28 protein-coding genes are annotated in these 26,470 nt (G+C 73.1%); 10 read left to right on the top strand and 18 right to left on the bottom strand.

What is annotated here, in order from left to right:
- Window positions 1-10 precede the first annotated feature (10 nt).
- Window positions 11-523, top strand: a complete 513-nt coding sequence (locus tag CCN39_RS13425) for a CGNR zinc finger domain-containing protein (protein WP_086841883.1) — start codon at window positions 11-13, stop codon at window positions 521-523.
- On the opposite strand, the gene CCN39_RS51705 is transcribed toward CCN39_RS13425, so the two are convergent.
- The 3 genes from CCN39_RS51705 to CCN39_RS13410 are packed head-to-tail and all read right to left on the bottom strand — an operon-like array spanning window position 520 to window position 6,148.
- Window positions 520-2,640 carry a DUF1707 domain-containing protein gene (locus CCN39_RS51705; RefSeq protein WP_086841881.1) on the bottom strand — a complete coding sequence of 707 codons (2,121 nt, stop codon included), beginning with the start codon at window positions 2,638-2,640 and terminating at the stop codon, window positions 520-522. The two genes, CCN39_RS13425 and CCN39_RS51705, sit on opposite strands and share 4 nt — an antisense overlap.
- A gap of 30 nt (window positions 2,641-2,670) precedes the next feature.
- Window positions 2,671-3,345, bottom strand: coding sequence for a class I SAM-dependent methyltransferase (locus CCN39_RS13415; RefSeq protein WP_086841948.1), 675 nt, complete (start codon window positions 3,343-3,345; stop codon window positions 2,671-2,673).
- 55 nt (window positions 3,346-3,400) lie between these two features.
- A complete protein-coding gene (locus CCN39_RS13410) occupies window positions 3,401-6,148 on the bottom strand; it encodes an AfsR/SARP family transcriptional regulator (RefSeq protein ID WP_086841879.1) in 2,748 nt (915 codons plus the stop codon).
- A 169-nt stretch (window positions 6,149-6,317) separates the two neighbouring features.
- Between CCN39_RS13410 and CCN39_RS13405 the strand changes: the two genes are divergently transcribed.
- The 3 genes from CCN39_RS13405 to CCN39_RS13395 all read left to right on the top strand — a co-directional run bounded on the left by CCN39_RS13405 (window position 6,318) and on the right by CCN39_RS13395 (window position 8,508).
- Window positions 6,318-7,181, top strand: a complete 864-nt coding sequence (locus CCN39_RS13405; protein WP_086841877.1) for a hypothetical protein — start codon at window positions 6,318-6,320, stop codon at window positions 7,179-7,181.
- A 38-nt stretch (window positions 7,182-7,219) separates the two neighbouring features.
- A complete protein-coding gene (locus CCN39_RS13400; RefSeq protein WP_086841875.1) occupies window positions 7,220-7,663 on the top strand; it encodes a hypothetical protein in 444 nt (147 codons plus the stop codon).
- Window positions 7,664-7,731: 68 nt separating this feature from the next.
- A complete protein-coding gene (locus tag CCN39_RS13395; RefSeq protein ID WP_208630225.1) occupies window positions 7,732-8,508 on the top strand; it encodes an SGNH/GDSL hydrolase family protein in 777 nt (258 codons plus the stop codon).
- Here the strand turns inward: CCN39_RS13395 and CCN39_RS13390 are convergent.
- The 6 genes from CCN39_RS13390 to CCN39_RS13365 all read right to left on the bottom strand — a co-directional run bounded on the left by CCN39_RS13390 (window position 8,488) and on the right by CCN39_RS13365 (window position 12,493).
- Window positions 8,488-9,096 carry a TetR/AcrR family transcriptional regulator gene (locus tag CCN39_RS13390; RefSeq protein ID WP_086841871.1) on the bottom strand — a complete coding sequence of 203 codons (609 nt, stop codon included), beginning with the start codon at window positions 9,094-9,096 and terminating at the stop codon, window positions 8,488-8,490. The genes CCN39_RS13395 and CCN39_RS13390 overlap by 21 nt on opposite strands.
- 19 nt (window positions 9,097-9,115) lie before the next feature.
- A complete protein-coding gene (locus tag CCN39_RS13385) occupies window positions 9,116-9,553 on the bottom strand; it encodes an SRPBCC family protein (RefSeq protein ID WP_086841869.1) in 438 nt (145 codons plus the stop codon).
- Window positions 9,550-9,870 carry a metalloregulator ArsR/SmtB family transcription factor gene (locus CCN39_RS13380; protein ID WP_086841867.1) on the bottom strand — a complete coding sequence of 107 codons (321 nt, stop codon included), beginning with the start codon at window positions 9,868-9,870 and terminating at the stop codon, window positions 9,550-9,552. The genes CCN39_RS13385 and CCN39_RS13380 overlap by 4 nt, the downstream gene beginning before the upstream one ends.
- Window positions 9,870-10,256 (bottom strand): VOC family protein, encoded by a 387-nt coding sequence (locus CCN39_RS13375; RefSeq protein WP_086841865.1) that lies wholly within the window; start codon window positions 10,254-10,256, stop codon window positions 9,870-9,872. The genes CCN39_RS13380 and CCN39_RS13375 overlap by 1 nt, the downstream gene beginning before the upstream one ends.
- 26 nt (window positions 10,257-10,282) lie before the next feature.
- Window positions 10,283-11,806 (bottom strand): FAD-dependent monooxygenase, encoded by a 1,524-nt coding sequence (locus CCN39_RS13370; RefSeq protein ID WP_086841863.1) that lies wholly within the window; start codon window positions 11,804-11,806, stop codon window positions 10,283-10,285.
- Window positions 11,807-11,869: 63 nt separating this feature from the next.
- Complete coding sequence (locus CCN39_RS13365; protein WP_086841833.1) at window positions 11,870-12,493, bottom strand: acyl-CoA-like ligand-binding transcription factor; 624 nt, start codon at window positions 12,491-12,493, stop codon at window positions 11,870-11,872.
- A 324-nt stretch (window positions 12,494-12,817) separates the two neighbouring features.
- Here CCN39_RS13365 and CCN39_RS13360 point away from each other — a divergent pair, with 324 nt between their 5' ends.
- A complete protein-coding gene (locus CCN39_RS13360; RefSeq protein WP_086841831.1) occupies window positions 12,818-14,152 on the top strand; it encodes an MFS transporter in 1,335 nt (444 codons plus the stop codon).
- Window positions 14,153-14,208: 56 nt separating this feature from the next.
- Here the strand turns inward: CCN39_RS13360 and CCN39_RS13355 are convergent, their stop codons facing one another.
- The 7 genes from CCN39_RS13355 to CCN39_RS13325 form a co-directional block, all read right to left on the bottom strand.
- On the bottom strand, window positions 14,209-15,561 hold the full coding sequence (locus tag CCN39_RS13355) for an SPFH domain-containing protein (RefSeq protein WP_434781103.1): 1,353 nt from the start codon (window positions 15,559-15,561) through the stop codon (window positions 14,209-14,211).
- 88 nt (window positions 15,562-15,649) lie between these two features.
- Window positions 15,650-16,138, bottom strand: coding sequence for an SPFH domain-containing protein (locus CCN39_RS13350; RefSeq protein ID WP_086841827.1), 489 nt, complete (start codon window positions 16,136-16,138; stop codon window positions 15,650-15,652).
- Window positions 16,135-16,569, bottom strand: a complete 435-nt coding sequence (locus CCN39_RS13345) for an NfeD family protein (protein WP_086841825.1) — start codon at window positions 16,567-16,569, stop codon at window positions 16,135-16,137. Before CCN39_RS13345 ends, CCN39_RS13350 begins: the two co-directional genes overlap by 4 nt.
- A gap of 84 nt (window positions 16,570-16,653) precedes the next feature.
- Window positions 16,654-17,469 carry a DUF3097 domain-containing protein gene (locus tag CCN39_RS13340; RefSeq protein WP_086841823.1) on the bottom strand — a complete coding sequence of 272 codons (816 nt, stop codon included), beginning with the start codon at window positions 17,467-17,469 and terminating at the stop codon, window positions 16,654-16,656.
- A 51-nt stretch (window positions 17,470-17,520) separates the two neighbouring features.
- The gene (locus CCN39_RS13335) at window positions 17,521-18,408 is read right to left on the bottom strand and encodes an aminoglycoside phosphotransferase family protein (protein WP_086841821.1); all 888 of its coding nucleotides are present in this window, start codon (window positions 18,406-18,408) and stop codon (window positions 17,521-17,523) included.
- Window positions 18,393-19,190, bottom strand: coding sequence for an SCO1664 family protein (locus CCN39_RS13330; RefSeq protein WP_086841819.1), 798 nt, complete (start codon window positions 19,188-19,190; stop codon window positions 18,393-18,395). Before CCN39_RS13330 ends, CCN39_RS13335 begins: the two co-directional genes overlap by 16 nt.
- A 2-nt stretch (window positions 19,191-19,192) precedes the next feature.
- The gene (locus CCN39_RS13325) at window positions 19,193-19,768 is read right to left on the bottom strand and encodes a DUF3090 domain-containing protein (protein WP_086841817.1); all 576 of its coding nucleotides are present in this window, start codon (window positions 19,766-19,768) and stop codon (window positions 19,193-19,195) included.
- Between the two features lie 77 nt (window positions 19,769-19,845).
- Between CCN39_RS13325 and CCN39_RS13320 the strand changes: the two genes are divergently transcribed.
- From CCN39_RS13320 to CCN39_RS51695, 5 genes are all read left to right on the top strand, one after another.
- A complete protein-coding gene (locus CCN39_RS13320; protein WP_086841815.1) occupies window positions 19,846-21,756 on the top strand; it encodes a prolyl oligopeptidase family serine peptidase in 1,911 nt (636 codons plus the stop codon).
- Complete coding sequence (locus CCN39_RS13315) at window positions 21,753-22,652, top strand: S66 peptidase family protein (RefSeq protein WP_086841813.1); 900 nt, start codon at window positions 21,753-21,755, stop codon at window positions 22,650-22,652. Before CCN39_RS13320 ends, CCN39_RS13315 begins: the two co-directional genes overlap by 4 nt.
- Complete coding sequence (locus tag CCN39_RS13310) at window positions 22,649-23,056, top strand: TIGR03668 family PPOX class F420-dependent oxidoreductase (RefSeq protein WP_086841811.1); 408 nt, start codon at window positions 22,649-22,651, stop codon at window positions 23,054-23,056. Before CCN39_RS13315 ends, CCN39_RS13310 begins: the two co-directional genes overlap by 4 nt.
- 119 nt (window positions 23,057-23,175) lie before the next feature.
- The gene (locus CCN39_RS51700) at window positions 23,176-23,364 is read left to right on the top strand and encodes a hypothetical protein (protein WP_244210767.1); all 189 of its coding nucleotides are present in this window, start codon (window positions 23,176-23,178) and stop codon (window positions 23,362-23,364) included.
- The gene (locus CCN39_RS51695) at window positions 23,345-23,866 is read left to right on the top strand and encodes an IS5 family transposase (protein ID WP_434781102.1); all 522 of its coding nucleotides are present in this window, start codon (window positions 23,345-23,347) and stop codon (window positions 23,864-23,866) included. The genes CCN39_RS51700 and CCN39_RS51695 overlap by 20 nt, the downstream gene beginning before the upstream one ends.
- Here the strand turns inward: CCN39_RS51695 and mptB are convergent.
- Together mptB and CCN39_RS13295 are read right to left on the bottom strand one after the other, a co-directional pair.
- Window positions 23,863-25,398, bottom strand: coding sequence for a polyprenol phosphomannose-dependent alpha 1,6 mannosyltransferase MptB (gene mptB, locus CCN39_RS13300; protein ID WP_086841809.1), 1,536 nt, complete (start codon window positions 25,396-25,398; stop codon window positions 23,863-23,865). The two genes, CCN39_RS51695 and mptB, sit on opposite strands and share 4 nt — an antisense overlap.
- A 47-nt stretch (window positions 25,399-25,445) precedes the next feature.
- A partial coding sequence (locus CCN39_RS13295; RefSeq protein ID WP_143264032.1) for an ABC transporter ATP-binding protein occupies window positions 25,446-26,470 on the bottom strand: 1,025 nt, incomplete at its 5' end.

The raw sequence follows: 26,470 nt of genomic DNA, 5'->3' as shown, positions 1-26,470 counted from the left end.
TAATGGCTTAGTGCACTTCAACCCTTACGGTGGCCCGGCCGCGCTGGTGGCCGCCGACCTGGTGAACGCCGGATCCTCGAGCGAGCTCCTGGACGGGATGGTCCGCAACGGCATGGCGGCCATCAGGGCCCTGACCGACGGCGAAGCGGCCCTGATCGGTGCCTGGGCCCGCCGCCTGCGGCCGGTGTTCGCCGCCGACGCCGGCGACCGTCCGGAGCTGGTCAACGAGCTGCTGGCCGAAGCGGCGTGCCGCCCGTACATCACCACCCACGACGGCAAGCCACCCCACCTGCACTACTCGGCGGAGGACGCCGGGCCGGTCGGCCGGGTCCGCGCGTACACCGCGGGCGGGCTGGCCCACCTGGTGTGCGAGGCCCCGGACCGCCTGGGCATCTGCGGCCGCGAAGGCTGCGAAACGGCGTACGTGGATACCTCGCGCAACGGCCGTCGCCGGTTCTGCTCGACGCGCTGTGCGACGAGGGTGCACGTCGCCGAGCACCGGGCCCGGCAGGTCAGCGCCTAGGTCAGCTCGTGGACGGCCGCGGCGGAGTCGTCGTCGGCCAGTCCGAGGACCAGCGTCCGGTCCGGGAGCGCGACCGCGCCGAGGAGGTTGCCCCACAGCTCGAGCCGGTGCGGCAGCTCGGAACCGTCCCTCAGGTCCCGCACCGTCGTGTTCCGCTCGTAGTCGCAGGCGACCGCGATCGGGGTGCCGTCCGGAAGGGACGTGCACACGACCGCTTCCAGGACGTCGATCAGGCCGGTGATGGTGTGGCGCAGGGCGCGGCGCTGCAGGTCCCAGATGCGGATCGTCTTGTCCCCGCTCACCGACACCGCGACCGGCGTGCCGTCGGGCAGCACCGCGGTGTCGATCGCCTGCACGGAATGGGTGTGGCCGCGCAGCTCGAACCGGGTCTTGCCGGTCGTCAGGTCCAGCGCCTTGATCGGGCCCTCCCAGTCGGTGGCCAGGGCGACCGCCAGGCCGTCGGGGAGCACCACCGGGTGCATCCGGTCGACGAAAACGTCGTAGTCGCCGTTGCCGACCTTCCCGAGCGCCTTGTGGTCCCGCAGGTCCCACCGCCGGATCCCCTCGGACACGTTGTGGACGACCACGACCGGCGTGCCGTCGGCCAGGGACAGGCAGCTCACCCCGTGCGGCTCGTAGCCCACTTTCAGCGGCGCACCACGTTGCGACCCGTCACGGAGGTCCCACACGCGGGCGGTCCGGTCCGGGCTGACCGTCACCGCGACCGGGACACCGTCCGGCAGGACCATGGCGGCGATGCCCACCACGTCGTGGGTGTGGCCGTCGAGCGTGTGCCGCCACGAGTCGTCGTTCAGGTCCCACACCCGGGCCTTGTTGTCCCGGCCGCCGGTGATCGCCACCGGGGTGCCGTCGGGCAGGACCAGGGCCGTCATCGACAGGAGGTCGCCTTTGTGCCGGCCCAGCGTCCGCGGGCGCGGCTCCTCTTCCTCCTCGGGCGTCCACTCGGCCGGGGCGACGTCGGCCCACGTCGCTTGCTCCAGCGTCGGCGGGGCCGGCTGGACCCGCGTTCGCGGGCGCGGCGGCCGCTCCTTCGGCGTCCACTCGGCCGGGTCCACGTCGACCCACGTCGCTTCGGCGAGCGGCGGCGGGGCCATCCGGCGATCCCACTCCGCGGCACGAGCGGCGGACTCCCCGTCGATGGCCGCCGTCGTGATGCGGATACTGCGCACCACGAGCACGGTCACCAGGATCGCCCCACCGATCGCCGCCAGCACGGCCAAGAGGCCCAAACCCAGTGCGCCCAGGACGACCACGCTGCCCGTCATGGTGAAGCCGGCCAGGCTGGCGAGCAGGCGGGAGTTCTTGCCGTCCCGAAGCGACGGCGCCGCCGGGGGAACGTGGACGGGCGGTGCCAGGGGCAGGACAGCCCCGGGCGGAGCTGGTTCCGCGGCCGGTTGCGGCAGGTCCGCCACCAGCCTCGCCAGCTCGTCGCGCAGCCGTGCCGCGTAGACCGCGCGCACCCGCTCGTCGAACTCCGGAAGGTCGAGCACCCCCGCCTCGACGGCGTCGTGCAGTTGCGCCACCACGGCTTCCCGGTCCGCGTGCGAGGCGCGCGGTGACCGGGCCGGGCCCGAACCGGCGGGCAGGTCGGCCACCAGGGCGGCCAGCTGGGCGTCGGTGGTCGCCCGCCGGATCGCGGCCACGCGGTCGTGCTGCTCGGCCGGATCCAGCAGGCCGCCCGCGACCGCGGCCTCGACGCGCGCGACGGCCTGATCGCGCTCGGCGAGGCTGGCCTTGGCGTCCAGGTGGCCGACGACGGCGTCGACGTCGGCGTAGGTGACGGCTCGGTTCAGCAGTTCCTCGCCGTCGGCGTAGGCGCGCGCGTCGAGGCGGCCGTCGGTCAGGGCGGCGGCCAGCCGGACCAGCGCCCGTTCCCGGTCCGCGGCGGCGATCCGCAGTCCCGGGCCGGTGCGGCCGGAACCATCGGGCAGATCGGCGACGGCCGGCGTCAGGTCCTTGCGCACCCGGGCGGCCTGGACGACCACCAGCCGCCGTTCGTACTCGGCCAGATCGAGCCGGCCTTCGCGCAACGCCGCGTCCAGCGTGCGGCCGGCCACCGCGCGTGCTTGATCACTGATTCGGACTTCCCCAGTCATCGCGGGAGAATAGCGACCCGGCCCGGACGATCAGCAGTTGGTTCCTTCGGCGTAAGGCTTTCTCGCCCGCCACGCGAAGACCGTCGGCGTCGGCGCGCCGCCTTCGGCGAACCGCTCGAACACGAGCCCCGCGTCCAGGACCGCGCCCAGCAGCGCGGGCAGCGGCCGGTGGGTGGCACCGACCTTGTCCCGCAGGCCCTGGTCGGTCCACGACTCCTTCGTCCAGCCGGGCTCCCGGTAGCCGGGCCGGATGACGACGGCCCGGGCGTCGGTGCGGTCGGCGAACCCGCCGCAGAAACACGGGTGCACGCCGAGGTGCACGAGCACCCCGCCGGGCGCCAGGACCCGGGCCGCTTCGCGCAGCACTGTGGGGTATTCGGGCATGTCGGTGTGCACCATGATCGCCACGACGGCGGGCAGCGCACCGGTGGCGATCGGCAACACCGTGGCGTCGCCGCGCACGACGGGCAACCGGGCCGCGGCGTGGCGCAGCATCCCGGTGGAGACGTCGACGCCGAGCGGGGTGCGGCCCAGCCGCCGGATCCGGCCGGCGTGGGCGCCGGTGCCGCAGCCGAGCTCCAGGCACGGTCCCGTGCCCGGTCCGAGCAGGTCCCGCAGCATCGGGCCGAACTCGAGCGGGTCCGCCCGCCAGCTGGGGACGAGCGTGGTTTCGTACCAGTCGGCGATGGCGTCGTAGGAGGTCACCTTCCCGTGGTACCGGCCGCCCGCCGGGTGGTCCACGGATTTCGCGCCCGGCGGTCTACAACAACCGCCGCAGCCGGGCCGCCGCCTCCTCGCGGTGCTGCCGCCGGTACATCGCCAGCGCCCGCGACCAGGTGTCCCGCGCCGCGCGCCGGTCGCCGAGTGCTTCGTGGGCGCGGCCCTGCCGTTCGAGGGTGTCGGCGGCGAAGTACTCGCCGCCGCAGGCCAAGTACGCGGTCACGGCCTGGCGGTAGTAGCCGACGGCGGCCTGGTGCTCGCCGGTGTGGTCGGCGATGAAGCCGAGACTGTCCAGCACATCCGGTTCCAGCGTCGGGTGGCCGAGCCGGCGGATCAGCCGCAGCGAAGCGGCACAGTGCTCCCGCGCGGGCTCGTACTGCCCGAGCCGGGCGTGGTACCAGCCGACCGAGTTCAGCGCGACGGCCTTGGCGTGCGGCAGGTCCAGCCGGTCGTGCAGCCGCAGCGCGGTGGTCGCGTGCTCCAGCGCGGCGGCGGGCTCGTCCTGCTGGCCGTAGGCCTGCGCGAGGATGACGTGCGTGCGGGCCTGCGCGGCGAGGTCACCGGACTGCTCGGCCAGGCGCAACGCTTCGGTCAGGTGCGTGCCGGCCTCCCGGTGGCTGCCGGCGTGCGCCGCGGCGTGGCCGAGATTGGCGTGGACGACCATGCGCACGTGGGCCGGCTCTTCCGGGGCCACCGAGGCCAGCGCCGCCCGCCACGACTCGAGCCGTTCCCGCACCCGGCCCTGGCGTCGTTGCGCCACGTCGAGGCTCCACGCGAACCGCCACAGCACGTCGCCCCAGCCGCGCTCGGCCACGAGCCGGAACGCGGCGTGCAGGTTGGGCATCTCGACGCCGAACCACTCGACCGCTTCGGCCCGGCCGGCGAAGCGCCGCGGCCCGCACCCGGGGCGGGGTGGGTCCAGCGGTGGCACCGGGTACAGCGGCTCGGCCAGCGAGCCGGCGGCGGCCGCGGTGTGCAGGGAGAACTCGACGAGCCGGGCCAGCGCGTCCTCCTGGTCCGCGGCCGCGAGATCCCGCCGGCCGCACCGGATGGCGAACAGCCGGATCAGGTCGTGCAGGCGCCAGCGGCCGGGAGCGTGCTGTTCGACCAGGTGCAGATCCGCCAGGGCGCGCAACGCCTGGCGCGTCCCGGCCACGGTGAGCCGGGCCAGCGCGGCGGCGGCGTGCACCCCGATGTCGGGCCCGGGCGCGAGCCCCAGCAGAGCGAACAACCGTGCGTGGGTGGCGGGCAACGTCTCGTAGGTCGACCGCAGCACCGCCGGCAGGCTCGTGGCCACGCCGTCGTCGAGCGCGTCCAACCGGCTGTCGGTCTCCCGCAACTCCGCGGCCAGAGCCGCCAGCGACAGCTTGGGCGTGACCGCCGCGCGGCCGGCGACGATCCCGAGCGCCAGCGGATACCCCGAGCAGTAGGCCAGCAGCTCGTCCACGGCGTCGGGCTCGGCGGCCAGCCGCGCGGACCCGAGCCGGGCGGCCAGCAGCCGGCGCGCTTCCGGCGGGTTCAGCACGTCCAGCGGGACCGGCCGGGCGCCGTGCCGGACCACCAGGTCGGTCAGCGAACGCCGGGACGTCAGCACGACCACGCACGCGGAACCGGCCGGCAGCAGCGGCACGACCTGCGCCGAGTCGGCGGCGTTGTCCAGCACCACCAGCATCTTCCGGCCGGCCAGCACGCTGCGGTACAGGCCGGCCATGCCCTGGGTGGTCGACGGGATCGCCGTCCCGGCGATGCCCAGCGCCTCCAGGAAACCCCGCAGCGCGGCCGCCGGCGCCATCGGCGGCAGCGACGGGCTGAAGCCGCACAGGTCGACGAACAGCTGCCCGTCGGGAAAGCGGTCGGCGTTGCGGCGGGCCCAGTCCAGCGCCAGCCACGTCTTGCCGATGCCGCCCGCACCGGCGATCGACGACAGCACCACCGCGCCGCCGCGGGCGTCCGCGATCGCCGCGTCGAGCGCCGCCAGTTCGGCGTCCCGCCCGACGAACGCCGACGGCGAAGCCGGGACCTGACGCGGTGGCGGCAGGGTCACCGCGTCCCGGCGCGGCGCGGCCAGCGCCGGATCGGCGTTCAGGATGCGCGCGTGCAGTTCCTGCGTCCCCGGCGCGGGATCGGTGCCGAGCTGCTCGGCGAGCCGGTCGCGCAGGGAGCGGTAGTGCGCCAGCGCGTCGGCGACGCGGCCGGCCCGGTAGAGCGCGAGCATGTACTGGGCGGAAACCCGTTCGTCCCAGGGGTGATCCGCCGCCCGAGCGGCCAGTTCCGTGACCAGGCCCTGCTCCCGGCCGGTGCGCAGCCGGAGGTCGGTGTGGTCGCACCCGGCGTCGAACAGCTCCCGCTCGAGCTGCCGGCGCTGCCGGGTGGCCCAGTCGCTGTCCAGCCCGCCGAGGGCCGGGCCGCGCCACAGGGCGATGGCCTGGTCGAACAAGTCCGCCGCGGAGCCGTCCTCGGCGGCGCGGGCGCGCGCGCAAAGCGCACGGAAGCGGTGCAGGTCGACCGCCGTCTCCGGGATCGCCAGCAGGTATCCGCCGGAGCGCCCCACCACCTCCACGGGCAGCAAGTGGCGCAGCCGGGACACATAGCTGGCCAGCGTCGCCTTCGCCCGCGGCGGCGGATCCGCGCCCCACACGCGCTCGGCCAGCTGCTCGACCGGCAGCACCCGGTTCGGTTCCATCGCCAGCGCCGCCAGCACGCACCGCTGCTTGGCCGGGCCGGCGGCCACCCGCCGCCCGGCCACGTACGTCGTCACATCGTCGAGCAGCACGACTTCGACGGTCATGGCGCTCCCCTCGCCAAGACCAGGCATAGCCGACGCCGAGAGCGCATCGCACCCGAACCGGGCGAAGTCCACACGAACGGCCGACAACCGATCCGGAGCAGGCGATTGCAGGATTGCGCAACCCCGGCGCAATGCGGCGGTCGCATGCTCTGCGCCGAGGGGGGAACTCATGAAGCGAACACCGATCGTCACGGTCTTCGTCACGCTGGCCGCCGTCGCCGGCTGTGCCGCCCCACCGGCCGCACAGCCGGTGGCCCCGGTGCCCGACGCCCAGGTGCTGCACGACGCCGAGCAGCTGGTGCTGCGCGACTGCATGGCCCGGGCCGGCTTCGAATACCGGATCACGCCACCGCCGTCCGTGCCCGACCAGCGGGAGTTCCCGTACGTCGTCGACGACGTCGAGTGGGCCCGCAAGCACGGCTACGGCTCCGACATCCAGCAGCGGCTGGACGCTCTCCGTGCCGAGGACCCCAACCAGCGTTACTTCCGGAGCCTGCCCGCCGAGCGCCGTCCGAAGGCCGCGGCCGCCGCGAACGGCACCAGACCGGTCGGCCTCACCGCCCAGGACCCCGAGGGCGTCACCGTGACCCGCAGCGACCAGGGCTGCCGGACCGAGGTCTTCCGGGAGCTGTACGGCGACGCGCAGGTGTGGTTCCAGACCAGCACCACCGTCACCGGCCTCAAGTCCCTCCGGGTGCGGCGCGTCATGGCCGACCCGAAGTTCGCCGCCGCGCTCGTCCCCTGGTCGTCGTGCATGCGCTCCGCCGGTTACGACTACTCGAGCCCCGCCGACCTGCGCGCCCGCCGGCCGGAGCAGCCGACGCCGTTCGCCGACGAACAGCGCATGGCGGTCACCGAAGCGACCTGTGCCGGGCACAGCGGGCTCGCCGCCACCGCCAAGGAGCTGGACGCGCACTTCGAAGCCGAGCTGAACCGGCAGTACCAGGCCGCGCTCGACACGCAGCACCGGCTGCAGCAGGCCGCGCTGCCGCACGCGCGGGAGCTGCTCCGCCAGGACCGCCCGGGCTCGTAGGCCCGGGGGAAACGCACCATCAACGAGGGAGGACCACCATGCGCAAGTCCCGGATCGCCGCGGGGGCCGTCACCATCGCCGCCACGGCACTGGTCGCCGGAGGCGTCACCGCCGAGGCCGCCACCGCGCCGCCCGCGGCACCGGCCACCGCCCAGGCGGACGGCTTCTTCTACACGTACAACGGCACCTGGTTCACCGAGTACTGCGGGGGCTGGAGCCGCAACTCCTCGAACTGGGGGGCGTGCGCGAACGAGGACGAGTCGCTGTGGAACAACGGCTACCCGGGCGCACTCGACGACGTCCTCGTGTACTGGGGCACGGGCCCGTCCGGCGCGTGGCGCGGGGTCTGCAACGGCGACGCGCTGCCGGACGTCTCCGGGCTGACCTTCGACTGGAGCGGGGGCGCCAAGGGCCACGGCGAGTCGATCTGGCACAACATCGCCGCGCACAAGTGGGCGACGCTCGGCGGCGTCTGCGCCTGAGCCGGCCGTGGTGCGTGCCGCCCCAGGTGGCACGCACCACCCGGTCCGGCTCTGCCTACACTGGACACATGAGCAAGCGCTTAGTGACTCTGGGGGACTCGTTCACCGAAGGCGTCGGCGACGACGATCCCGCCGCCCCCAACGGCGTCCGCGGCTGGGCCGACCGCGTCGCCGAGCAGCTCGCGGCCCGGGAACCGGACTTCCGGTACGCCAACCTCGCCATCCGCGGCAAGCTGCTGCCGCAGATCCTCGGCGAGCAGCTCGAGCCCGCGCTGGCGATGGCACCAGACCTCGTCACCCTCTACGCCGGCGGCAACGACCTGATGCGGCCCAAGGTCGACATCGACGCGCTGATGGTCGACTACGAAGCCGCGGTGGCGAAGATCCGGGCGACCGGTGCCCGGCTGGTCCTGTTCACCGGCGTCGACGGCGTCGAGGATCCGCTGTTCCGCGCGATCCGCGGCCGGGTGGCCATCTACAACGAGCTCGTGCGCGGCATCGCGGCCCGCCACGGTGCGCTGCTGGTGGACCTGTGGTCGATGCGGCAGCTGTGCGACCGCCGGTTCTGGGCGCCGGACCGCCTGCACCTCAACGCGCTCGGGCACACCGAGGTCGCCATCGAGGTGCTGCGGGTCCTCGAGGTGGAGCATCCGCTGGTCAAGCCGGAACCGGCGCCGCGTGCGGTGCTGAGCCCGGCCGCGCGCCGGAGCCAGAACCTGCAGTGGGCGCGCGAACACGCGCTGCCGTGGGTGCGGCGGCGGGTGAGGGGCGAGTCCTCCGGGGACACGCTCACCGCGAAGCGCCCGACGCTGGCACCGGTGGATTCAGCGCCGGTCCCCCGCTGACGGGCGGAGGCCGTCGAAGAGAATTTCGACGGCCCGGTAGCGCAGGGCCGCGTCCGGGCCGGCGTACTCGGCGGCCCGCGCCACGCCGATGATCACCGGGATCAGCTCGCCGACGACGAGGTCGGCCCGGACCGCGCCCGCCGACTGCGCGCGCGAAAGCAGCACGCCGAGGGCCGAGAGCAGCCGCGCGCCGATGTCGGTCTTCGCCACCGGCACCGTGACCCCGGCCGCGGTGAGCGCCTCGAAGTAGGCGTTCTTCGCGCTCGACATCTCGACCCAGCTGGTGAGGAACGTGAAGAACGCGCTGCCCGGGTCGGCGGACTCGGCGGCCACGGCCGTCTCGGCCTCGTCGACGAACCGGCTCAGCCGCGCGAAGAGCACCGCTTCGAGCAGCGCCTCCTTCGTCGGGAAGTGCCGGAACACCGTGCCGATGCCGACACCGGCGACGCGGGCGACCTCCTCGGTCGGCGCCCCGGTGCCCTTGGCGGCGAACACGTTCTCGGCCGCTTCCAGCACCCGCGCCCGATTGCGCCGGGCGTCGGCGCGCAGCGGTTTCGACTCGGCGGGCTCAGCGGCGGCGGGGGTCACCAGCCGATCGTAACGGGGGTCATCCGGGCAGGGAGTCCAGCAGCCGGGCCAGCGCCCGCGGCACGTGGGAGCGCCAGCCGCCGCCCATGATCCGGCGGGAGACGCGCTGGAACTCGTCGTCCGGGTCGAACCCTTCGTGGCTGAGGAACAGCCGGGTGCCGGTGCCCTCCGGCTCCAGCCGCCAGGTCACCGTCCACTGCGGACCCCAGCGGATGCTGAGCTTGCGTTCGGGCTCGACCTCCAGCACCTCGCACGCCACCGGGCCGCCGGCGAACCCGGCCGCGGGCACCGGCTCGGCCAGCAGCTCGAACCGGTGCCCCACCACGGGTTTGATGTCGTTGGGCATGTTGATCCAGCGCTCGAGGAGGTCCGGTTCGGTCAGTGCGCGCCACACCTTGCGGGCCGGGTGGGCGAGGAACTGGTCGACGTGGATCGCGGCCGGGTCGTCGTCGGTCACAGGTCTTCCTCTTCGTCGAGCAGGGCGCGCAGGTTGGCGAGCTTGGTGCGCCAGAAGCGCTCGTACGGGGTCAGCCAGTCCGCGACCTGCTCCAGCGGCGCCGCGTCGAGGCGGTAGACGCGGTGGCGGCCCTGGCGTTGTTCGGTGACCAGGCCCGCCTCGCGCAGCACCCGCAGGTGTTCCGAGAGGCTGGGCCGGGCCATCTCGAACCGTTCGGCGATGGCGCCGGCGGGCATCGGGCCGTCGAGCAGCAGCCGCAGCACTTCGCGCCGCGCCGGGCTGGCGAGGGCGGCGAAGACGTCGTCGTTGACCGGCATCAGCGCGGCACGGCGCCGAAGTCCGACGGCTCGAGCAGGCCGATCGTGTGGCCGTCGACGTCCTGGAACGACGTCGCCCGGCCCCACGGCCGCTCGTCCGGATCGGCGACCTCGACCCCGGCCGCCCGCAGCGCGGCGACCTCGGCGTCGACGTCGGTGGTCTGCAGCTGGAAGTGCCGCGGCCCCGGTTCGACCCCGGTGACCTGCTGGTCGGTCAGCACCACGCCGGTCTTCGCCCCCTTCGGCGCGACCAGCACGAACCGGCCGCCTTCGGGAGTGCGGCGGTCGACGAGGGCTTCGAAGCCGAGCTTGCCGACGTAGAACTCCCGCGCGCGGGCGTGGTCGGCGACCGGCAGGGTCAGGAACTGCACGTGGGTGATCGTCATGCCGCCGACAATACGTAGGAGATCTCCTACGCGTCAAGCGGGTCGCCGAACCACCGTTCGAGGGCCGCCCGCAGGGTCTTGCGTTCCGTGTCGTCCGGCTCCGCCGCACTGCTCGCCCAGGCGACGTACCCGTCGGGCCGGATGAGCAGCGCGGTCGCCTCGCCTTCCGCGTGGCCCTGGACGAGGTCGACCCGGTCGGCCCAGCCGTGCAGCTCGTCACCGAGCGAGCCGGTGAAGTCCAGCAGCAGCGGCCGGGCCGTGGTGGTCAGGTCGGCGAGCCGGGTGCCGTCGGCCAGTACGAGATCGGGAGCCCAGCGGCCGTCGAGCGGGTGGTCGGTGCCCGTCTCGTACCGGACGTCGGCGCCGGACATCAGGTCGGCGACGTGCTGCACCGTGCCCGGCAGCCGCAGCAGCTCGCCGAACAGCTCGCGCAGCGCGGTGACGTCGCGGCCCGGGCTGATCAGCGCGGACTGGGCCTGGGTGTGCATGACGACGCGCTCGGCGACCGGCCGGCGTTCGCTCTCGTAGGTGTCGAGCAGACCGGACGGCGCCCGGCCGCCCACGGTGGCGGCGAGCTTCCAGCCGAGGCCGACGGCGTCCTGGAGCCCGAGGTTGAGCCCGGGACCGCCGATCGCGGAGTGGACGTGCGCGGCGTCGCCGACCAGGAGGACACGCCCTTCGCGGAACTTCTCGGCCAGCCTCGTGTTGCGCCCGCGCAGCCGCCGCAGCAGGTGCGGCCCGTCGCCTTCGGGCTCACCGAGGGGAAGGTCGAAGCCGAGGACGCGCCGGACGCTCGCGCGCAGCTCGTCGAGGGTCATCGGCGGCTCGTCTTCGGACTCCGGGCCGTCGGCCCATTCCATGGTGCTGATCAGCGGGCCGGCCGGGAACGGCGCGAACACGAACAGGCCGACCTCGGTGCGGTAGTGGAAGAACGGCGGGATGACGCCGTGGCCCGGTACCCGCAGGCCACCCGATTCCCCGTCGGCGAATTCCGCGGGCACGGTGGTGTTCGCGGTGAAGGACAGGGTGCGGTCCTCGGTGACGCCCGGGAAGCCGATGCCGGCGAGCTTGCGGGTGACGCTGCGGCCGCCGTCGGCACCGACGAGGTACCGGGTGCCGAGCCGGTACGGGCCATCGGGTCCGGCGACGTCGAGGGTGACCGCGTCGGCGTCCTGGGTGAGGCCGGTGAGCTCGTGGCCGCGGCGGACCTCGATGCCGAGTTCGGCGGCGCGTTCGCCGAGCATCGCCTCGACGCGCCGCTGCGGCACGCCGAGGATGTTCAGCGAATTGCGTTCGGCGAGGGTGAGGTCCAGGCGCAGCCCACCGAAGACGAACGCCGGCACGGGCGGCGCGATCGGGCCGGCGAGCCGCTGGTGCAGGCCGCGCCGGTCGAGGAGGCGGACGACCTGGCCGACGAGGCCGTTGGCGCGGTTCTCGGTGGTCGGTTCGGGCAGCCGTTCCAGGACCAGCGGCCGGACGCCGGCGAGGGCGAGCTCGCAGGCGAGCATGAGGCCGTTGGGGCCGGCTCCGGCGATGACGACGTCTTCCATCAGAACTCCTTTTGGGCATGGCGAAGCAGCCCGGCGGGCGGGCGCTCCTTCGGATGCAGCGGTCTAGCGGGGTTCGGGCAGGCCGGCGGCGAGCCGGCCGAAGACGTCCCGCAGCACGTCTTCGAGGGACGGCCGCGGATCGGCGACCAGCCACTGCTGGGTGACGACGTTGAGGGCGGCACCGACGACGCCCGCGACGAGCCGCGGGTAGACGTCCCGGGTGACATCGGTGCCGGTGCGTTCGGCGACGGCGAGCGCGAACTCGGCTTCGGCGGCCGCGCCGGCCTTCTGGAACTCACCCTGCAGGGCCGGCTCGGCGACCATCAGCCGCAGCCCTTCAACCCAGCTCCGGTCGGCGGCCTGCCCGCTGGGGACGGGCTCGCCGAGCGCGAACCCCTCGAGCGCGGCGCGGGTGAGGGCGTCCCAGATCGGTTCCCCGGCCGGCCGTTCCCGCAAGGCGGCGGCGATGGCACGCGCCCGGTCGTGGTGCCGGGCGACGATGGCTTCGCCCTTGCTGCCGAAGTAGTTGCTGAAGGTCCGGGTGGACACCCCGGCTTCGGCGGCGATGTCTTCGATCCGGACGTTGTCGAAGCCGCGTTCGACGGTCAGCCGGATCGCCGCCCAGCTCAGCGCGATGCGCGTTTCCCGCTTCTTGCGCTCACGAAGGCCGGCGCGGTCGGTGTCCATGAACCCACCGTACAGAACTTTGCCGAATCTGCAAACTTGCCCAATCGGCAAGTTTGGTCGGCCCCGACGCGGCTGTATCCGCTCGACCTTTGGGCTCTTCGGGACGGGCGCCGCGCCTCCGCCTCCCGGACGGGCTCAGCCGGGCCGGTCGACAGCAGCCATTCGGCGGCTTGATCCTGGGCTCCGACAGTGCGGGCAGCTCGCGGCCCGCCCGATTTTTCCGGTACCCGGTCACCGACTGGACGAGAAACGGGTCATCGATCGCCGAAATCGTCCACGGGCGTCACACTGTTGTGTGACATCGGTCACCGGAGGTGTTGCGAGATGGTTCTGGGAGACAACGGCGTCACTCACAAGGTGGCGGCGGACAGCAGAGTGCAGGTACGGCGGGCAGCGCTGGCGAGCGCGGTCGGCACGACCATCGAGTGGTACGACTTCTTCCTCTACAACACCGCGGCGGCCTTGGTCTTCCCGCACCTGTTCTTCCCCGCGTCGAGCGCCTACGCCGGTGCCATGCAGTCGTTCGCCACCTACGCGGTCGGGTTCGCCGCGCGGCCGGTCGGGGCGGCCATCTTCGGGCACTGGGGCGATCGGATCGGGCGGAAGGCGACGCTGATCGTCACGCTGCTGCTGATGGGCATCTCCTCCGGCGTCGTCGGGATGCTGCCCGGGACGTCGGCGATCGGCATCGCCGCGCCGCTGATCCTCGTGCTGCTGCGGCTGGTGCAGGGCATCGCCATCGGCGGTGAGTGGAGCGGCTCGGTGCTGCTCGCCATGGAGTGGGGCGACCAGCGCAAACGCGGGCTGCTCGGCAGTTTCGCGCAGATCGGCGTCCCGGTCGGGCTGGTGCTGGGCACCGGCGGGATGACGCTGCTGTCGGCGACGCTCTCCCCCGAGGCGTTCGACTCGTGGGGCTGGCGGATCCCGTTCCTGCTCAGCCTGGCGCTCGTCGCGGTCGGCCTGGTGATCCGGCTGAAGATCCTCGAGACACCGATGTTCGCCAAGCTCGTCGAGAACCGGCAGACCGCGCGCACGCCGGTGCTCGACGCGATCCGGCACCACTGGCGGGAGATCCTGCTCTCGGCCGGGGTCCGGTTCAGCGAGCAGATGCCGTTCTACCTGTTCACCAGCTACGTGCTGATCTACGTCGTGTCGCGGCACGAGTTCGGCAAGACCTTCGTGCTCAACGCGGTCCTCGTCGGGGCGGCGTGCGAGCTGGCGCTGATCCCGCTGTTCTCCGCACTGTCGGACACCTTCGGCCGCAAGCGGGTGTACCTGTGCGGGTCGGTGCTGACCGCGCTGATCGCGTTCCCGTACTTCACGATCCTCGCGCACGGCAGCCACGCGCTGGTGTTCGTCGCGGTCGTCGTGTCGTTCGTCCCGCACGCGCTGCAGTACGGCCCGCAGGCGGCGCTGATCGGCGAGAGCTTCCCGACGCACCTGCGCTACGGCGGCGCGGGACTGGGCTACCAGCTGGCGTCGGTGTTCGCCGGCGGGCCGGCGCCGCTGCTGGCGACGTGGCTGCTGCACACGACCGGCACCCCGTACGCGATCTCCGGCTACATCATCCTGTCCGCGGTGGTCACCGTCGCGTGCGTGATCGCGCTGAAGGACCGGTCCAAAGCGGACATCGACGACGTGAGCGTCTATCAGCGCTGACAACCGACGAGGGGCCTCCCACCGCAGCCGGTGGGAGGCCCCTCGTCACGCGAACGTCAGCGGCGCGGGCCGCCCTGCGGGCCACCGAACGGCGGCTGCTGCGGGAACGGGCCGGTGCCCGGGTTCTGCTGCTGCGGGCCGCCGTACTGGCCCGGGGGCGGGGCCTGCGGCGGCTGGCCCTGGTACTGGCCACCCGGCGGCGGGCCGGCCGGGGCCTGCGGCTGCGGCAGCGCGGGCTGGCCACCCTTCGGCGTCGACGGCTGCTGCGGCGGAGGCACGGCCTCGGTGCCGCGGTCCTCGTCGGCCTCCGGTTCGGGCTGCTGCTGGGCCGGGCGCGGGATCGACGGGCGCGCGGGCGGCGACGAGGGCGCCCCGATCGCCGGGACCTCCTTGCGCGCCACGGCTTCCGCGGCCGCGACGGCCTCGGCGACCTTCGGGTCGCTCTTGGTCTCGAACCAGCTGGAGACCTCTTCGTCCTCGAGGTCGGGCTTGGCCGGGACGTCGTCGTCCTTCGGCGGCTCGTACCGGAACACGCCGTCGTCGCCGGGGGCGCCGAGCGCGCGGGCGAAGCCTTCGAGGGCCTTGCCGTAGTCGCTGGGGATCATCCAGACCTTGTTCGCGTCGCCCTGCGCCATCTGCGGCAGCGTCTGCAGGTACTGGTAGGCCAGCACCTCCGGGGTCGGGCGGCCGGCCTTGATCGCGGCGAACACCTTCTCGATCGCCTTGGCCTGGCCCTGCGCCTGCAGGTAACGCGCGGCCCGCTCACCCTGGGCCCGCAGGATGCGGGACTGGCGCTCGGCCTCGGCGGCGAGGATGGTCGCCTGGCGGGCACCTTCGGCGGAGAGGATCTGGCTCTGCTTCTGGCCTTCCGCGGTCTTGATCGCCGACTCCCGCTGACCTTCCGCGGTGAGGATCATGGCGCGCTTTTCGCGGTCGGCGCGCATCTGCTTCTCCATCGAGTCCTGGATGGAGGGCGGCGGGTCGATCGCCTTCAGCTCGACCCGGCTCACGCGGATGCCCCACCGGCCGGTCGCCTCGTCCAGCACGCCGCGCAGCTGGGTGTTGATGGAGTCGCGGGAGGTCAGGGTCTGCTCGAGGCTCATGCCACCGACCACGTTGCGCAGCGTGGTGGTGGTCAGCTGCTCGACACCGACGATGTAGTTGGAGATCTCGTACACCGCCGCGCGCGAGTCGGTGACCTGGAAGTACACGACGGTGTCGATCGAGACCGTCAGGTTGTCTTCGGTGATCACCGGCTGCGGCGGGAACGAGACGACCTGCTCGCGCAGGTCGATCCGGGCGCGCACCTTGTCCAGGAACGGCACGAGGATGTTGAGGCCGGGCGAGGCGACCGTGCGGAACCGGCCGAGCCGCTCGATCACGGCCGACTGTGCCTGCGGCACCACCATGACCGCCTTGGCGATCGTGATGATCACCAGCAAGGCCAAGGCTATGACCAGGCCGATCACAAATCCGGTCAAGAGAATTTCCCCTTACCTAGTACCATTCTTGCGCGGTTGACGGCGTTCCGGGTGCGGTGGGCGGGCTCACCGCGAGCTGCAGTTCCTTGGTGGTGATGCCCCAGCGGCCGGTGGTGTCGTGCAGGACCGTCCACACTGTACGGTGCAGGTCCCCGGGCGCGGTGACGGCGCGCTCGGCGGTGGTCAGGCCGGCTTCCTGCCGCAGCGCGGTGCGGGTCAGCTGCTCGATCGCGAGTCCCGGGGCGGCGATTTCGTAGGTGGCCAGGCGCGGGTCGGTCACCGCGAAGACGACTTCGAAGCCGATGAGGACCTCCTGTCCGTCGCCGGCTTCGACCGGGCGGGGCGGGGCCGAGAGGATCTGGTCACCGAGGTCGAACCGGGCGCGGACGCGGTCGGCGAACGGGAGCACGACGTGGCGGCCGGGGCCGAGGACGGCGCGGAACTTCCCGCCGCGTTCGAGCACCGCGGCGTGGCCTTCGCCGACGATGACGAGTCCGAGGCTCACGGCTCGGCCGACACGACGGCGGTGGCGCCGGAGATCTCGACGACCGTGACCGCGGTGCCGGGGGCGATGGGCGGCAGGTGCTCCCCCAGGCTGCGGGCCGACCAGACGTCGCCGCCCAGTTTCACCTGGCCGGCTTCGGCATCCACTGTGGACACGACGACGGCGCGGGCGCCGATCAGCGCGTCGATGCCGGTGTGGTGGGTCGGCCCGGACAGGAACCGCCGCTTGAGCGCGGGGCGGACGAGCAGGAGCATGCCGACGGAGGCGACGGCGAACACGGCGACGTCGATGACCAGGTTCCCGCTGAGGACCTCGGCACCGGCGCCGAACAGCGCGGCGACCCCCAGCATGATCAGCACGAAGTCGCCGGAGACGACTTCGGCGATCATCAGGGCGATCGCGACGATCAACCAGACCAGTGCCCAGGACATGGCTTCATGCTCTCAGATCGCGCCGGTTCGCACCGGCGCAGTGACGGGACGTAACCTTCGCGTGACCTTGGACAAAACGGACATTCAGTCCTCTTCCGCCGGTTCGGTGACGAAGTCGATGAGCCGTTCCACGGCCCCGATGAGCGGGGTCTCGAGGTCGCGGAAACTGCTCACCCCGCTCAGCACACGCTGCCAGCCTTCGAAAGGTTGCCCCCAGCCGAGCGCGTCGCAGATCCCCTGCTTCCACTCGGTCCCCCGCGGGATCTTCGGCCAGGCCTCGATCCCGACGGCTTCGGGCCGCACGGCTTCCCAGACGTCGATGTAGGGGTGGCCGGTGACCAGCACGTTGGCGTCGTGGACGGCCTCGACGAGCCGGGATTCCTTGCTGCCGGGCACCAGGTGGTCGACCAGGACGCCGAGGCGGCGGCCGGGGCCGGTGCCGAACTCGGCGATCCGGTCGGCGAGCACGTCGACGCCGTCGAGGGCTTCGACGACGACGCCTTCGACGCGCAGGTCGTGGCCCCAGACGCGTTCGACGAGCTCGGCGTCGTGCTTGCCTTCGACCCAGATGCGCGAGTCGCGGGCGACGCGGGCCTTCAGGCCTTCGACGCGGACGGACCCGGACGCCGAGACCTGCCGGGCCGCCGCCTTCGCCGGGGCCCGGTACGGCACCAGCGTCACCGGCTTGCCCTCCAGGAGGAACCCGGCGGGAAGGAGCGGGAACACGCGGTGGCGGCCCTTGGCGTCCTCGAGCACGACATTGCCGTACTCGATCTTCACCACCGCGCCGCAGTAGCCGCCGGCCGCGTCCTCGACCACGAGACCGGGTTCGGCGGGGACCTCGGGCACCTTCTTGCGGCGCGGGCCGGCGAGCACGTCGTCATAGGAATGGGGGCGCACGACCAGGCAACCTAGTGCGCTCGGACGCTCGGGAGCGTCATGCCACGCCGGTCAGCGCGCCATCTCCAGCAGGGCATCGGTGAACGGCGTGCGCTCACCACGGCGCAGTGGCGGGTGGGCGGCCAGCGGAGCCAGCGCGGCGCACCACGCGCGGGCGCGGCCGGCATCGAGGCCGGGCAGGTGCGGCCGGAGCGCCTCGAGGCCCTCGTCGAGGGTGCCGCCGGCGGCCAACGGCAGGTAGAGCCAGTCGGCGAGGTCGAAGGCCGGGTCGCCGGCGCTCGGCCGCGGGTCGATGGCGACCACGCCGCGGCGGGGGCCGGCGTCCAGGACGTTGCCGGGGTGCAGATCGCCGTGCACGACCGCGACCGGTCCGTCTTCGGCGAGGGCGAGTGCCCGGCTCCGGGCCCGCGCCAGGAGTCCGGGGGTCAGGTTCGCTTCGGCCGCTGAGCCCGGGACGGTGCGTTCGGTGATGTCGAACATGAAGGTCACGCGGTCGGTCAGCGGTGGCAGGCCGGGCGGCGGGGCGACCGCGTGCAGTTCGGTGAGCAGCGCGCCGATCTCCGGCCACGGGACCGGCCGGCCGCGCAGTTCGGTGCCGGGCACGAGGCCTTCGAGAAGGATCGCCCCGGCGCCGAGGTCGGTGTCCAGCACCTGCACCGCCCGGGTGCAGCCGCGCCAGGCACGCAGCCCGGCGAACTCGAGCCGGGCGACCTCGGGGTCCGGGGTGAGCTTCAGAACCTGCAGGTCACCGGCGGGGCCGGTGCACAGCAACGTGCGGCCGGTGTTCCCGGGCCGGGCCTCGCGGACGGTCAGCCGCCACTTCGCGGTCAGCCGGGCGACCAGGTCCGGGAGGCCATCGCACCAGGGTTCGGCCAGTTCCGCGCCGAAGCGGCCGACGAGCCGGCCGCGCGCAGCGTCGTCGATCAGAAGAGGGGCCACGGGATCGCCCGCCAGTCGTCGCCCGGTTCGGGGAAGATGCCCTCGGCGAGCAGGACGTCGGTGCGTTCGGCCAGCGCGCGGACCTCGAACTTGGTGATGTGCTCGGCGAGGGTCTTGCCGAGGCCGCCGTCGAGCTCCGAGCGCAGCTTGCGCAGCTTCTCGACGGTGTCCGGCGGCAGCGGCTCGCCGATCCAGCCCCACAGCACGGTCCGCAGTTTCGGGTCGGTGTGCAGGCAGATGCCGTGGTCGACACCGTAGACGCGGCCGTCGACGCCGGGCAGGAGGTGCCCGCCCTTGCGGTCGGTGTTGTTGGCGATGATGTCGAGCACGGCGAGGTCGCGCAGCCCGGGGTGGTTCGCGTGGGCGAGCACCGCGGGTTCGCCGAACCGGTCGTGGGCGTTGAGCACCGGGCGCCAGCCGTCGGGGACCTCGTCGGGCGGCAGGACTTCGACCAGGTCGTCCTCGGTGGTTTCGACCCACAGCTGGACCATGCCGGGGCCGAACGGGCCGTCGCGCAGCACGGTCGGCGGGATCGCGCCGATGCCGGTCGTGTCGGCGATGATCGCGGTGGCGACCTCGCGCCCGGCGAGGGTGCCGTCGGGGAAGTCCCACAGCGGCCGCTCCCCCGACACCGGCTTGTAGACGACCCGGCCGGTGACGCCGTCGAGCTCGATGGCGCAGAAGAGCGTGACGTTGGAGGCGTCGACCAGGCGGCCTTCGACGTCGATGCGGCCGTGGGTGACGAGTTCGCGGGAGGCGGGGTCGGCCGGGGCGGGCGTCATGGTCAGTCTTCGCCCGCGTCGGTCTCGCGCCGGTAGCCGTTCTGCCGGGGGCAGATGTGCCCGGTGGGGTCGAGCGGCTCGGCGCACAGCGGGCACGGCTTGCGGCCGGCGTTGACGACGCGGTCGGCCCGCTCGGCGAAGGCGCGGGCGGCGGCCGGGGACAGGAAGACGCGGACGGCGTCCGGGCCTTCCTCGGTGTCGTCGAGCACGACCGTTTCGTCGACCTCGCCCTCGGTGATGGCGAGCAGTTCGATGACGACCGCGCTGCTGTCGGCGTCCCAGCCCAGGCCCATGGTGCCGACGCGGAACTCCTCCTCGACCGGCACGGTGAGGGGGTCGAGGTCGACGAGGTCCTCGGGGGCGTCGTCGGGGACGTCGGCGCCGAACCGGCTGGCGACTTCCTCCAGCAGTGAGCTCAGGCGCTCCGCGAGGACGACGACCTGCTGTTTTTCGATGGCGACGCTGATGGTGCGCACGTCCTCGGAGGCCTGGAGGTAGAACGTGCGATCGCCGGGCTCGCCGACGGTGCCGGTGACGAACCGATCCGGCTGGCGGAAGACGTGGATTACGCGAGACATAGCACTGACGACCCTAGGCCACCGGCGCATGATCGGCATCCGCCGCCCCACCGTTCGCGGGCCGCTAGCCTCGGGGGGTGTCTCGGATCTCCCCGTACGGAACCTGGTCTTCGCCCATCACCGCCGCCGAGGTGGCCGCCGCCGGCGGCGGCCCGCAGTGGCTCGACGTCGTCGGGGACGAGGTGTGGTGGGCCGAGGGGCGGCCGGGTGAACAAGGCCGGGTCGCGCTGGTCCGGGCGGTGCCGGGCGGTACCGAGGACGTGCTGCCGGCCCCGTGGAACGTCCGCAACCGGCTGCACGAGTACGGCGGCCGGCCGTGGGCGGTGGCCGATGGTGTCGTGGTGTTCACGCACTGGCCCGATCAGCGCGTGTACGCGCAGAGCGAAATCGGCGTGGTGGCGCTCACGCCGTCCCCCGCGCAGCCGCAGGGGGTCCGCTACGGCGATCTGCGGGCCGGGCGGCCGGGTGAGGTGTGGGCGGTCCGGGAGCGCAGCACCGGTCCGCGTCCCACCGACGTCGAGCGGGAGCTGGTGGCCATCGCGGTGGACGGGGGCGGCGAGCGGGTGCTGGCCGCGAGCCACCGGTTCCTGACCGTGCCGAAGCTGTCGCCGGACGGCCGGCACGCGGTCTGGTTCGGGTGGGACCACCCGCTGATGCCGTGGGACGGCACCGAGCTGTGCGTGGCTCCGGTCGCCGGGGACGGTTCGTTCGGGCCGCACCGGGTGCTGGCCGGTGGTGCGGACGTCTCGGTGTGCCAGGTCGAGTGGGAGACGCCGTCGGCGCTGCTGGCGCTCATGGATCCCGGCGGCTGGTGGAACCTGCACCGGGTCGGCCTGGACGGGGCGGTGGTGAACCTCGCGCCGGTGGAGCAGGAGCTCGGCGGGCCGCTGTGGAAGGCGGGGTCGCGGTGGTTCGCCCCGCTGGGCGGCGGACGGCACGCGGTGCTGTCCGCGGGCCGGCTGGCGGTGCTCGACGAAGCGGACGGCTCGGTGACGCCGGTGGCCGACGAGCTGACGGCCTGGTCTTCGACGGGATTCGCCGTCCTCGGTGACGCGGTGGTGGGCGTCGCGGGCGGTCCGGCTCGGGAGTCCGCCGTCGTGCGGGTTGCCCCCGACGGCGCGGTGACGGACCTGACGCCGCAGCCGGAGCTGCCGGCGACGTTCCTGCCGGTGCCGCAGGAGCGGGTGTTCAGCACGCCGGACGGCGAGGCCGTGCCGGTGGTGCTGTACCCGCCGCGGAACCCGGACTTCGCGGCGCCCGAGGGCGAGCGGCCGCCGCTGCTGGTGAACGTCCACGGCGGCCCGACCGGGCAGCACTTCGCCGAGCTGGACCTGGAGATCGCGTACTTCACCAGCCGCGGCATCGGCGTGGTGACGGTGAACTACGGCGGATCGACCGGCTTCGGGCGCGCCTACCGCGAGCGGCTGCGGGAGCAGTGGGGCGTGGTGGACGTCGCCGACTGCGTCGCGGTGGCGGAGGCGCTGGTGGCGGCCGGGCTGGCCGACGGTGACCGGCTGGGGATCCGGGGCGGCAGCGCGGGCGGGTTCACCGCGGCGGCGTCGCTGACGACGACGAAGACCTACCGGGCGGGCACGGTGATGTTCCCGGTGCTGGACCTGGCCGGGTGGGTCGCGGACACGCACGACTTCGAGTCGCGCTACCTGGACGGGCTCGTCGGGCCGCTGCCCTCGGCGGAGCAACGGTACGGGGAGCGCTCGCCGCTGTCGAACGTCGGCGGGCTGGCCGGGGCGGTGCTGTTCCAGCAGGGGCTGGAGGACCGGATCTGCCCGCCGGAGCAGGCCGACCGGTTCGTGGCCGAGCTGGCCGGGCGCGGCATCCCGTACGCCTACCAGCGGTTCGCCGGCGAGCAGCACGGCTTCCGGCAGGCGGGGACGATCGTGGCGGCGCTGGAGGCGGAGTTGTCGTTCTACGGCCAGGTGTTCGGCTTCGAGACGCCGGGCGTGGCGCGGCTGGAGCTGTCCCGGTGAGGCCGCCGCGGTTGCGGGCCGGCGACACGCTGGCCCTGGTGGCGCCGGCCGGGCCGGTGCCGGCGGACCTGCTGGAGAAGGCGCTGCCGGTGCTGCGCGGCTGGGGCGTGGAGGTGCGGATCGGGCCGTGCGTGCGTTCTTCGCCCGGGGTGCCGCCGTACCTGTCCGGAACGGACGCGGCGCGGGCGGCGGAGTTCACCGAGGCGTGGCTGGACCCCGGGGTGCGGTGCGTGCTGGCCGCGCGGGGCGGGTACGGCGTGCAGCGGATGCTGGACCTGGTGGACTGGCCGGTGCTGCGGGCGGCGGGCCCGAAGGTGCTGGCCGGGTCGTCGGACATCACGGCGTTGCACCGGGCGGTGGACGTCCACCTGGGACTGTCCACTTTGTTCTCCCCGATGCCGGCGAGCGTGCTGTTCGACGACTTCGCGGTGGAGCACCTGCGGCGGTCGCTGTTCGAGCCGGAGCTGAACCGGGTGGTCCGCGGCGGGTCGGCGCTGGTGCCGGGCCGGGCGTCGGGGGTACTGACGGGCGGCAACCTGTCGATGCTGGCGTCGGGGATCGGCACGCCGGAACACGGCTCGGCGCGGGACGCGATCGTGCTGCTGGAGGACGTGACGGAGAGCGTGTACCGCCTGGACCGGCTGCTGACGCAGCTGCTGCGCAGCGGCTGGTTCGCCGGTGTCCGCGGGATCGTCCTGGGTTCGTGGGCGGCGTGCGGGGCGGCTGCGGAGGTGCGGGCGCTGATGGTGGACCGGCTGGTGCCGCTGGGGGTGCCGCTGGTGGAGGAGTTCGGGTTCGGGCACGTGGCGTCGTCGCCGACGTTGCCGCTGGGGGTGCCGGTGACGCTGGACGCGGACCTGGGGACGTTGACGTTCGACGCCCCCGCGCTGACATGACGCCGGCGGAGGCCCGGGAGCGGTTCGCCGCGGCCCGGGTGGCGCGGCTGGCGACGGTGTCGGCCGAAGGGGTGCCGCACCTGGTCCCGGTGACGTTCGCGGTGCACGGCGACGTGGTGGCGTTCGCGGTGGACCACAAACCGAAGTCGACGACGGCCCTGCGGCGGCTGCGCAACATCGCGGCGAATCCCGCGGTGTGCTTCCTGGCCGACGGCTACGACGAGGACTGGTCGCGGTTGTGGTGGGCGCGGGCGGACGGGGTCGCGCGGGTGCTGCCGGACGACGAGCGGGCCGGGCCGGTGTCATGGCTGGTGGCGAAGTACGAGCAGTACGCGGCGCGGCCGCCGGAGCACGCCGTGGTCGTCACGGAGGTGCACACCTGGCGTGGCTGGGCCGGGGCCTAGGGCGTGTCTGACAAAGGTTCGGCTGGTGGCTGGGATGCTGCCTGTCGTGTCGCGGTTTCAGATGCTCTCGGATGCTCAGTGGGCGTTGATCGAGGACCTGCTTCCGGTCCGTACCGGGGATGGCCGGTGACGGAACCTGGGACACGGTGCTACAGCGCCTGCTCACCGACGCCGACGCGGCCGGCCTGGTCGACTGGTCGGTGTCGGTGGATTCCACGATTGCGCGGGCGCATCAGCACGCCACCAACATCACCCGCCGCATAGGGGGCTGGGTCGAACTACACGGATCTGCTGACCGAGCCGCCTGACCATGCGATCGGCCGCTCCCGCGGCGGCTGGAGCACCAAAGTGCACCACCTCGTCGACGGCAACGGCCGCCCGCTGGTGACGTTGGTCGGTCCCGGTCAGGCCGGGGATGCGCCGATGTTCCCGCACCTGATGCGGCATCTGGCGATCCGTCGGGTCGGACACGGTCGGGCCCAGACCCGGCCCGACCGTGTCCGCGGCGACAAGGCCTACTCCTCGCGCGCGATCCGCGGACATTTACACGACCGCGGCATCATCGCGGTGATCCCTGAACCAGCCGATCAGGTCGGGCACCGCAAACGCCGCGGTTCCCGCGGCGGCCGCCCGCCCGCCTTCGACGCGGTTGACTACCGCGGCCGCAACGTCGTCGAACGACAGTTCAACCTGCTCAAGCAATGGCGTGGCCTGGCTACTCGCTACGACAAGCTCGCCATCGTCTACCGATCAGCGGTCGTCCTGCATGCCGTGGTCACTTGGACCAAGACATTGTCAGACATGCTCTAGTCGCGGAGGAACTTCTCCGGCCGCCGCCACGCGTCGATGATGCCCAGCGGGTCCGGCCGCAGCAGTGAAGCCGCCGCGTACAGGCTCGCCAGCACGACTCCGGCGATGAACCACCAGTCGTACAGGGCCTGCTCGCCCGTCGGGTAGTACACCAGCGTCACGAACACCGATACGGCCACCACGAGCGCCAGGTGGCGGGGCTGCCACTTGAACGCCGACAGGAGCACGAAGCCCCAGGTCAGGTACCACGGCAGCGTCGGCGGCATCAGGATCGCCACCGCCAGCAGCGAGATGCCCGCCCGGTAGACCGCCTCCGTGCCGCCGCCGCGGGCGAGCCACCACTGGCGGACGCCGAAGCCGATCAGCAGGAGCATGCCCGCCGCGCGGGCGACCGTCACGAACGGGGAGACCTGGACGTCCACGATCAGGTGGACGAGGTTGTAGAACACCTCGCCGATGCCCGTCGGGATGTTCAGCCAGTTCGCGATCAGCTGGGGGGCCTTGAGCCCGGACCACCAGCCCAGGTTGAGCGAGCCCAGCGAGATCCACGTGCCCGCGACGAACACCGGCAGGAACAGCCCCACCGAGGCCGCGCCGGCGCGCAGGAAGTTGCGGACCTTCGACTCGCCGGTGAGGTGGTTGGCCCACATCCAGACGATGAACGGCAGGGCGATCGCCGCGGTGGGCTTGATCAGCATGCCGATCGTCACCAGGACGACCGCGAGCACGTGCTTGCGTTCCAGGGCGGCGAGGACGCCGATGGTGAGGAACGCGAGCATCATCAGGTCGTTGTGCGGGCCGCCGAAGAGGTGGATGACCATCATCGGGCTGGCGACCGCGAGCCACAGCGCGACCGGCAGCTTGCCGCCGAGGTGCTTGACCAGCCGCGGGAGCGCCCACAGCGTTCCCGCCAGGCCCACCAGCAGCACGACGCGCATGAGGATGACGCCGAGGATCATGTTGTCGCCGGTGGTGGCGACCACGCCCTTGGAGATCAGCAGGAACAGCGGCCCGTACGGGGCCGGGGTGGTCTGCCAGAGCGGGTGGACGTTCTGCACCACGTTCGGCAGCACGTCGAGCTCGGCGGGGCCGTTGGCGTACGGGTCGAGCCCGTAGAGCAGCTGGGCGCCCTGGCCGAGGTAGGAGAAGACGTCGCGGGTGAACAGCGGCGGTGACACCAGCAGCGGCGCCATCCAGCAGCCCGCGGCGACCAGGATCGGGCGGCTGCCGATGCGGCCGGCGAGCACGTAACGGCCGAGCCGGACCCACGCCCACACGACCATGCCGAAGCCGGTGTAGAGGACGGCGTTGGCGAGCATGCGCCCGTGGCCGTAGCGGACCCAGGACAGCGGGCCGTGGCCGAGCACCGGGTCCTTGATCAGGATGCCGCCGGCGCCGAGGGCGGCGATCATCAGCAGGGTGCTGCCGACGGTGCCCATCGCGATCGTGCGGTAGGGGAATCGCGAGGGCACGCGGAGCCGCTCGGCCAGTCCGGTCGAGGGCGTCTGTGCGGGGTCGGTGGTGGTCGCCATTTCCGTTCGGAGATTACACACCGCGCTCGTGCGGAGTTCCCGCAGTATCAGGTTTCGACGGTGCGGCGCTGGGCGGTGCCGCCGGGCAGGGCGGCCAGCAGGGACTTCGTGTACTCGTGCTGCGGGTCGAGCAGGACCTGTTCGACGGTCCCGGTTTCGACGAGCTCGCCGCGGTACATCACGGCGACGCGGTCGGCGATGTTCCAGGCCAGGCCCAGGTCGTGGGTGATCACCAGGCCGGCGAGGCCGAGTTCGCGCCGCAGCCGCAGCAGCAGCCCGAGGATCTCGCCGCGCACGGACGCGTCCAGCGAGGCGACCGGTTCGTCGGCCACCACCACCGAGGGTTCGAGCGCCAGGGCGCCGGCGATGACGACGCGCTGGCGCTGGCCGCCGGAGAGCTGGTGCGGGAGCCGGTCGGCGTACTTCTCCGCCGGCCGCAGTTCCGCGGCCTCCAGGGCCCGGTGGACGACCGCGCGCTCGTCGTCGAGCTTGTGGATCCGCGGGCCCTCGGCGACGGCCTCGTACACGGTGTGGGCCGGGTTCAGCGCGCTCGTGGGGTCCTGCAGGACGAGCTGGACCTGACGGCGGTAGGCCTTGAGCCCGGCACCGCCGGTGGGTACCGGTTTCCCGGCGTAGCGGACCACGCCGGAGTCGGGTTTCTGCAGGCCGAGCAGGGTCCGGGCGAGGGTCGTCTTGCCGGAGCCGGACTGGCCGACCAGGGCGACGATCTCGTCGCGGGACACGGTGAGGTCCACGCCGGCGACGGCGTCGATGCGCTTGCCGGTGCGGTCGCGGAAGGACACGCGCAGGTTCTCCGCGGCCAGCAGCGGCTCTCCGGCCACCCGGTCCGGGGGCTCGGGCGGCAGCGGGTTGCTGGTGGCCGGGGCGAAGCGGGACACGGGGTCGCCGACCGTCGGGAACGCCGCGGCGAGCGCTCGCGTGTGCTCGTGCTCGGGCGAGCCCATCACCTCGGCGCTGGGGCCTTCCTCGACGATCCGCCCGTCGTACATGACGGCGATGCGTTCGCAGGTGGCGGCGAGCACGGACAGGTCGTGGCTGATCATGATCAGCC

This window comes from Amycolatopsis kentuckyensis (assembly GCF_002155975.1).
GTDB classification, from domain to species: domain Bacteria; phylum Actinomycetota; class Actinomycetes; order Mycobacteriales; family Pseudonocardiaceae; genus Amycolatopsis; species Amycolatopsis kentuckyensis.
The sequence above is the reverse complement of the archived record's forward strand: the minus strand, read 5'-3'. Positions and strand labels throughout refer to the sequence as shown.

Excerpts from the sequence above, each read along its gene's own strand:
- CCN39_RS13325 (WP_086841817.1), bottom strand. The coding sequence starts at position 19,768 with ATGTCTCGCGTAATCCACGTCTTCCGCCAGCCGGATCGGTTCGTCACC.
- CCN39_RS13400 (WP_086841875.1), top strand. The coding sequence starts at position 7,220 with ATGCGCAAGTCCCGGATCGCCGCGGGGGCCGTCACCATCGCCGCCACG.
- CCN39_RS13410 (WP_086841879.1), bottom strand. The coding sequence starts at position 6,148 with ATGACCGTCGAAGTCGTGCTGCTCGACGATGTGACGACGTACGTGGCC.
- CCN39_RS13310 (WP_086841811.1), top strand. The coding sequence starts at position 22,649 with ATGACGCCGGCGGAGGCCCGGGAGCGGTTCGCCGCGGCCCGGGTGGCG.
- CCN39_RS13405 (WP_086841877.1), top strand. The coding sequence starts at position 6,318 with ATGAAGCGAACACCGATCGTCACGGTCTTCGTCACGCTGGCCGCCGTC.
- CCN39_RS13395 (WP_208630225.1), top strand. The coding sequence starts at position 7,732 with ATGAGCAAGCGCTTAGTGACTCTGGGGGACTCGTTCACCGAAGGCGTC.
- CCN39_RS13370 (WP_086841863.1), bottom strand. The coding sequence starts at position 11,806 with ATGGAAGACGTCGTCATCGCCGGAGCCGGCCCCAACGGCCTCATGCTC.
- CCN39_RS13360 (WP_086841831.1), top strand. The coding sequence starts at position 12,818 with ATGGTTCTGGGAGACAACGGCGTCACTCACAAGGTGGCGGCGGACAGC.
- CCN39_RS51700 (WP_244210767.1), top strand. The coding sequence starts at position 23,176 with ATGGCCGGTGACGGAACCTGGGACACGGTGCTACAGCGCCTGCTCACC.
- CCN39_RS13345 (WP_086841825.1), bottom strand. The coding sequence starts at position 16,569 with ATGTCCTGGGCACTGGTCTGGTTGATCGTCGCGATCGCCCTGATGATC.
- CCN39_RS13375 (WP_086841865.1), bottom strand. The coding sequence starts at position 10,256 with ATGACGATCACCCACGTGCAGTTCCTGACCCTGCCGGTCGCCGACCAC.
- mptB (WP_086841809.1), bottom strand. The coding sequence starts at position 25,398 with ATGGCGACCACCACCGACCCCGCACAGACGCCCTCGACCGGACTGGCC.
- CCN39_RS13380 (WP_086841867.1), bottom strand. The coding sequence starts at position 9,870 with ATGCCGGTCAACGACGACGTCTTCGCCGCCCTCGCCAGCCCGGCGCGG.
- CCN39_RS13330 (WP_086841819.1), bottom strand. The coding sequence starts at position 19,190 with ATGACGCCCGCCCCGGCCGACCCCGCCTCCCGCGAACTCGTCACCCAC.
- CCN39_RS13355 (WP_434781103.1), bottom strand. The coding sequence starts at position 15,561 with ATGGTGGTGCCGCAGGCACAGTCGGCCGTGATCGAGCGGCTCGGCCGG.
- CCN39_RS51705 (WP_086841881.1), bottom strand. The coding sequence starts at position 2,640 with ATGACTGGGGAAGTCCGAATCAGTGATCAAGCACGCGCGGTGGCCGGC.
- CCN39_RS13365 (WP_086841833.1), bottom strand. The coding sequence starts at position 12,493 with ATGGACACCGACCGCGCCGGCCTTCGTGAGCGCAAGAAGCGGGAAACG.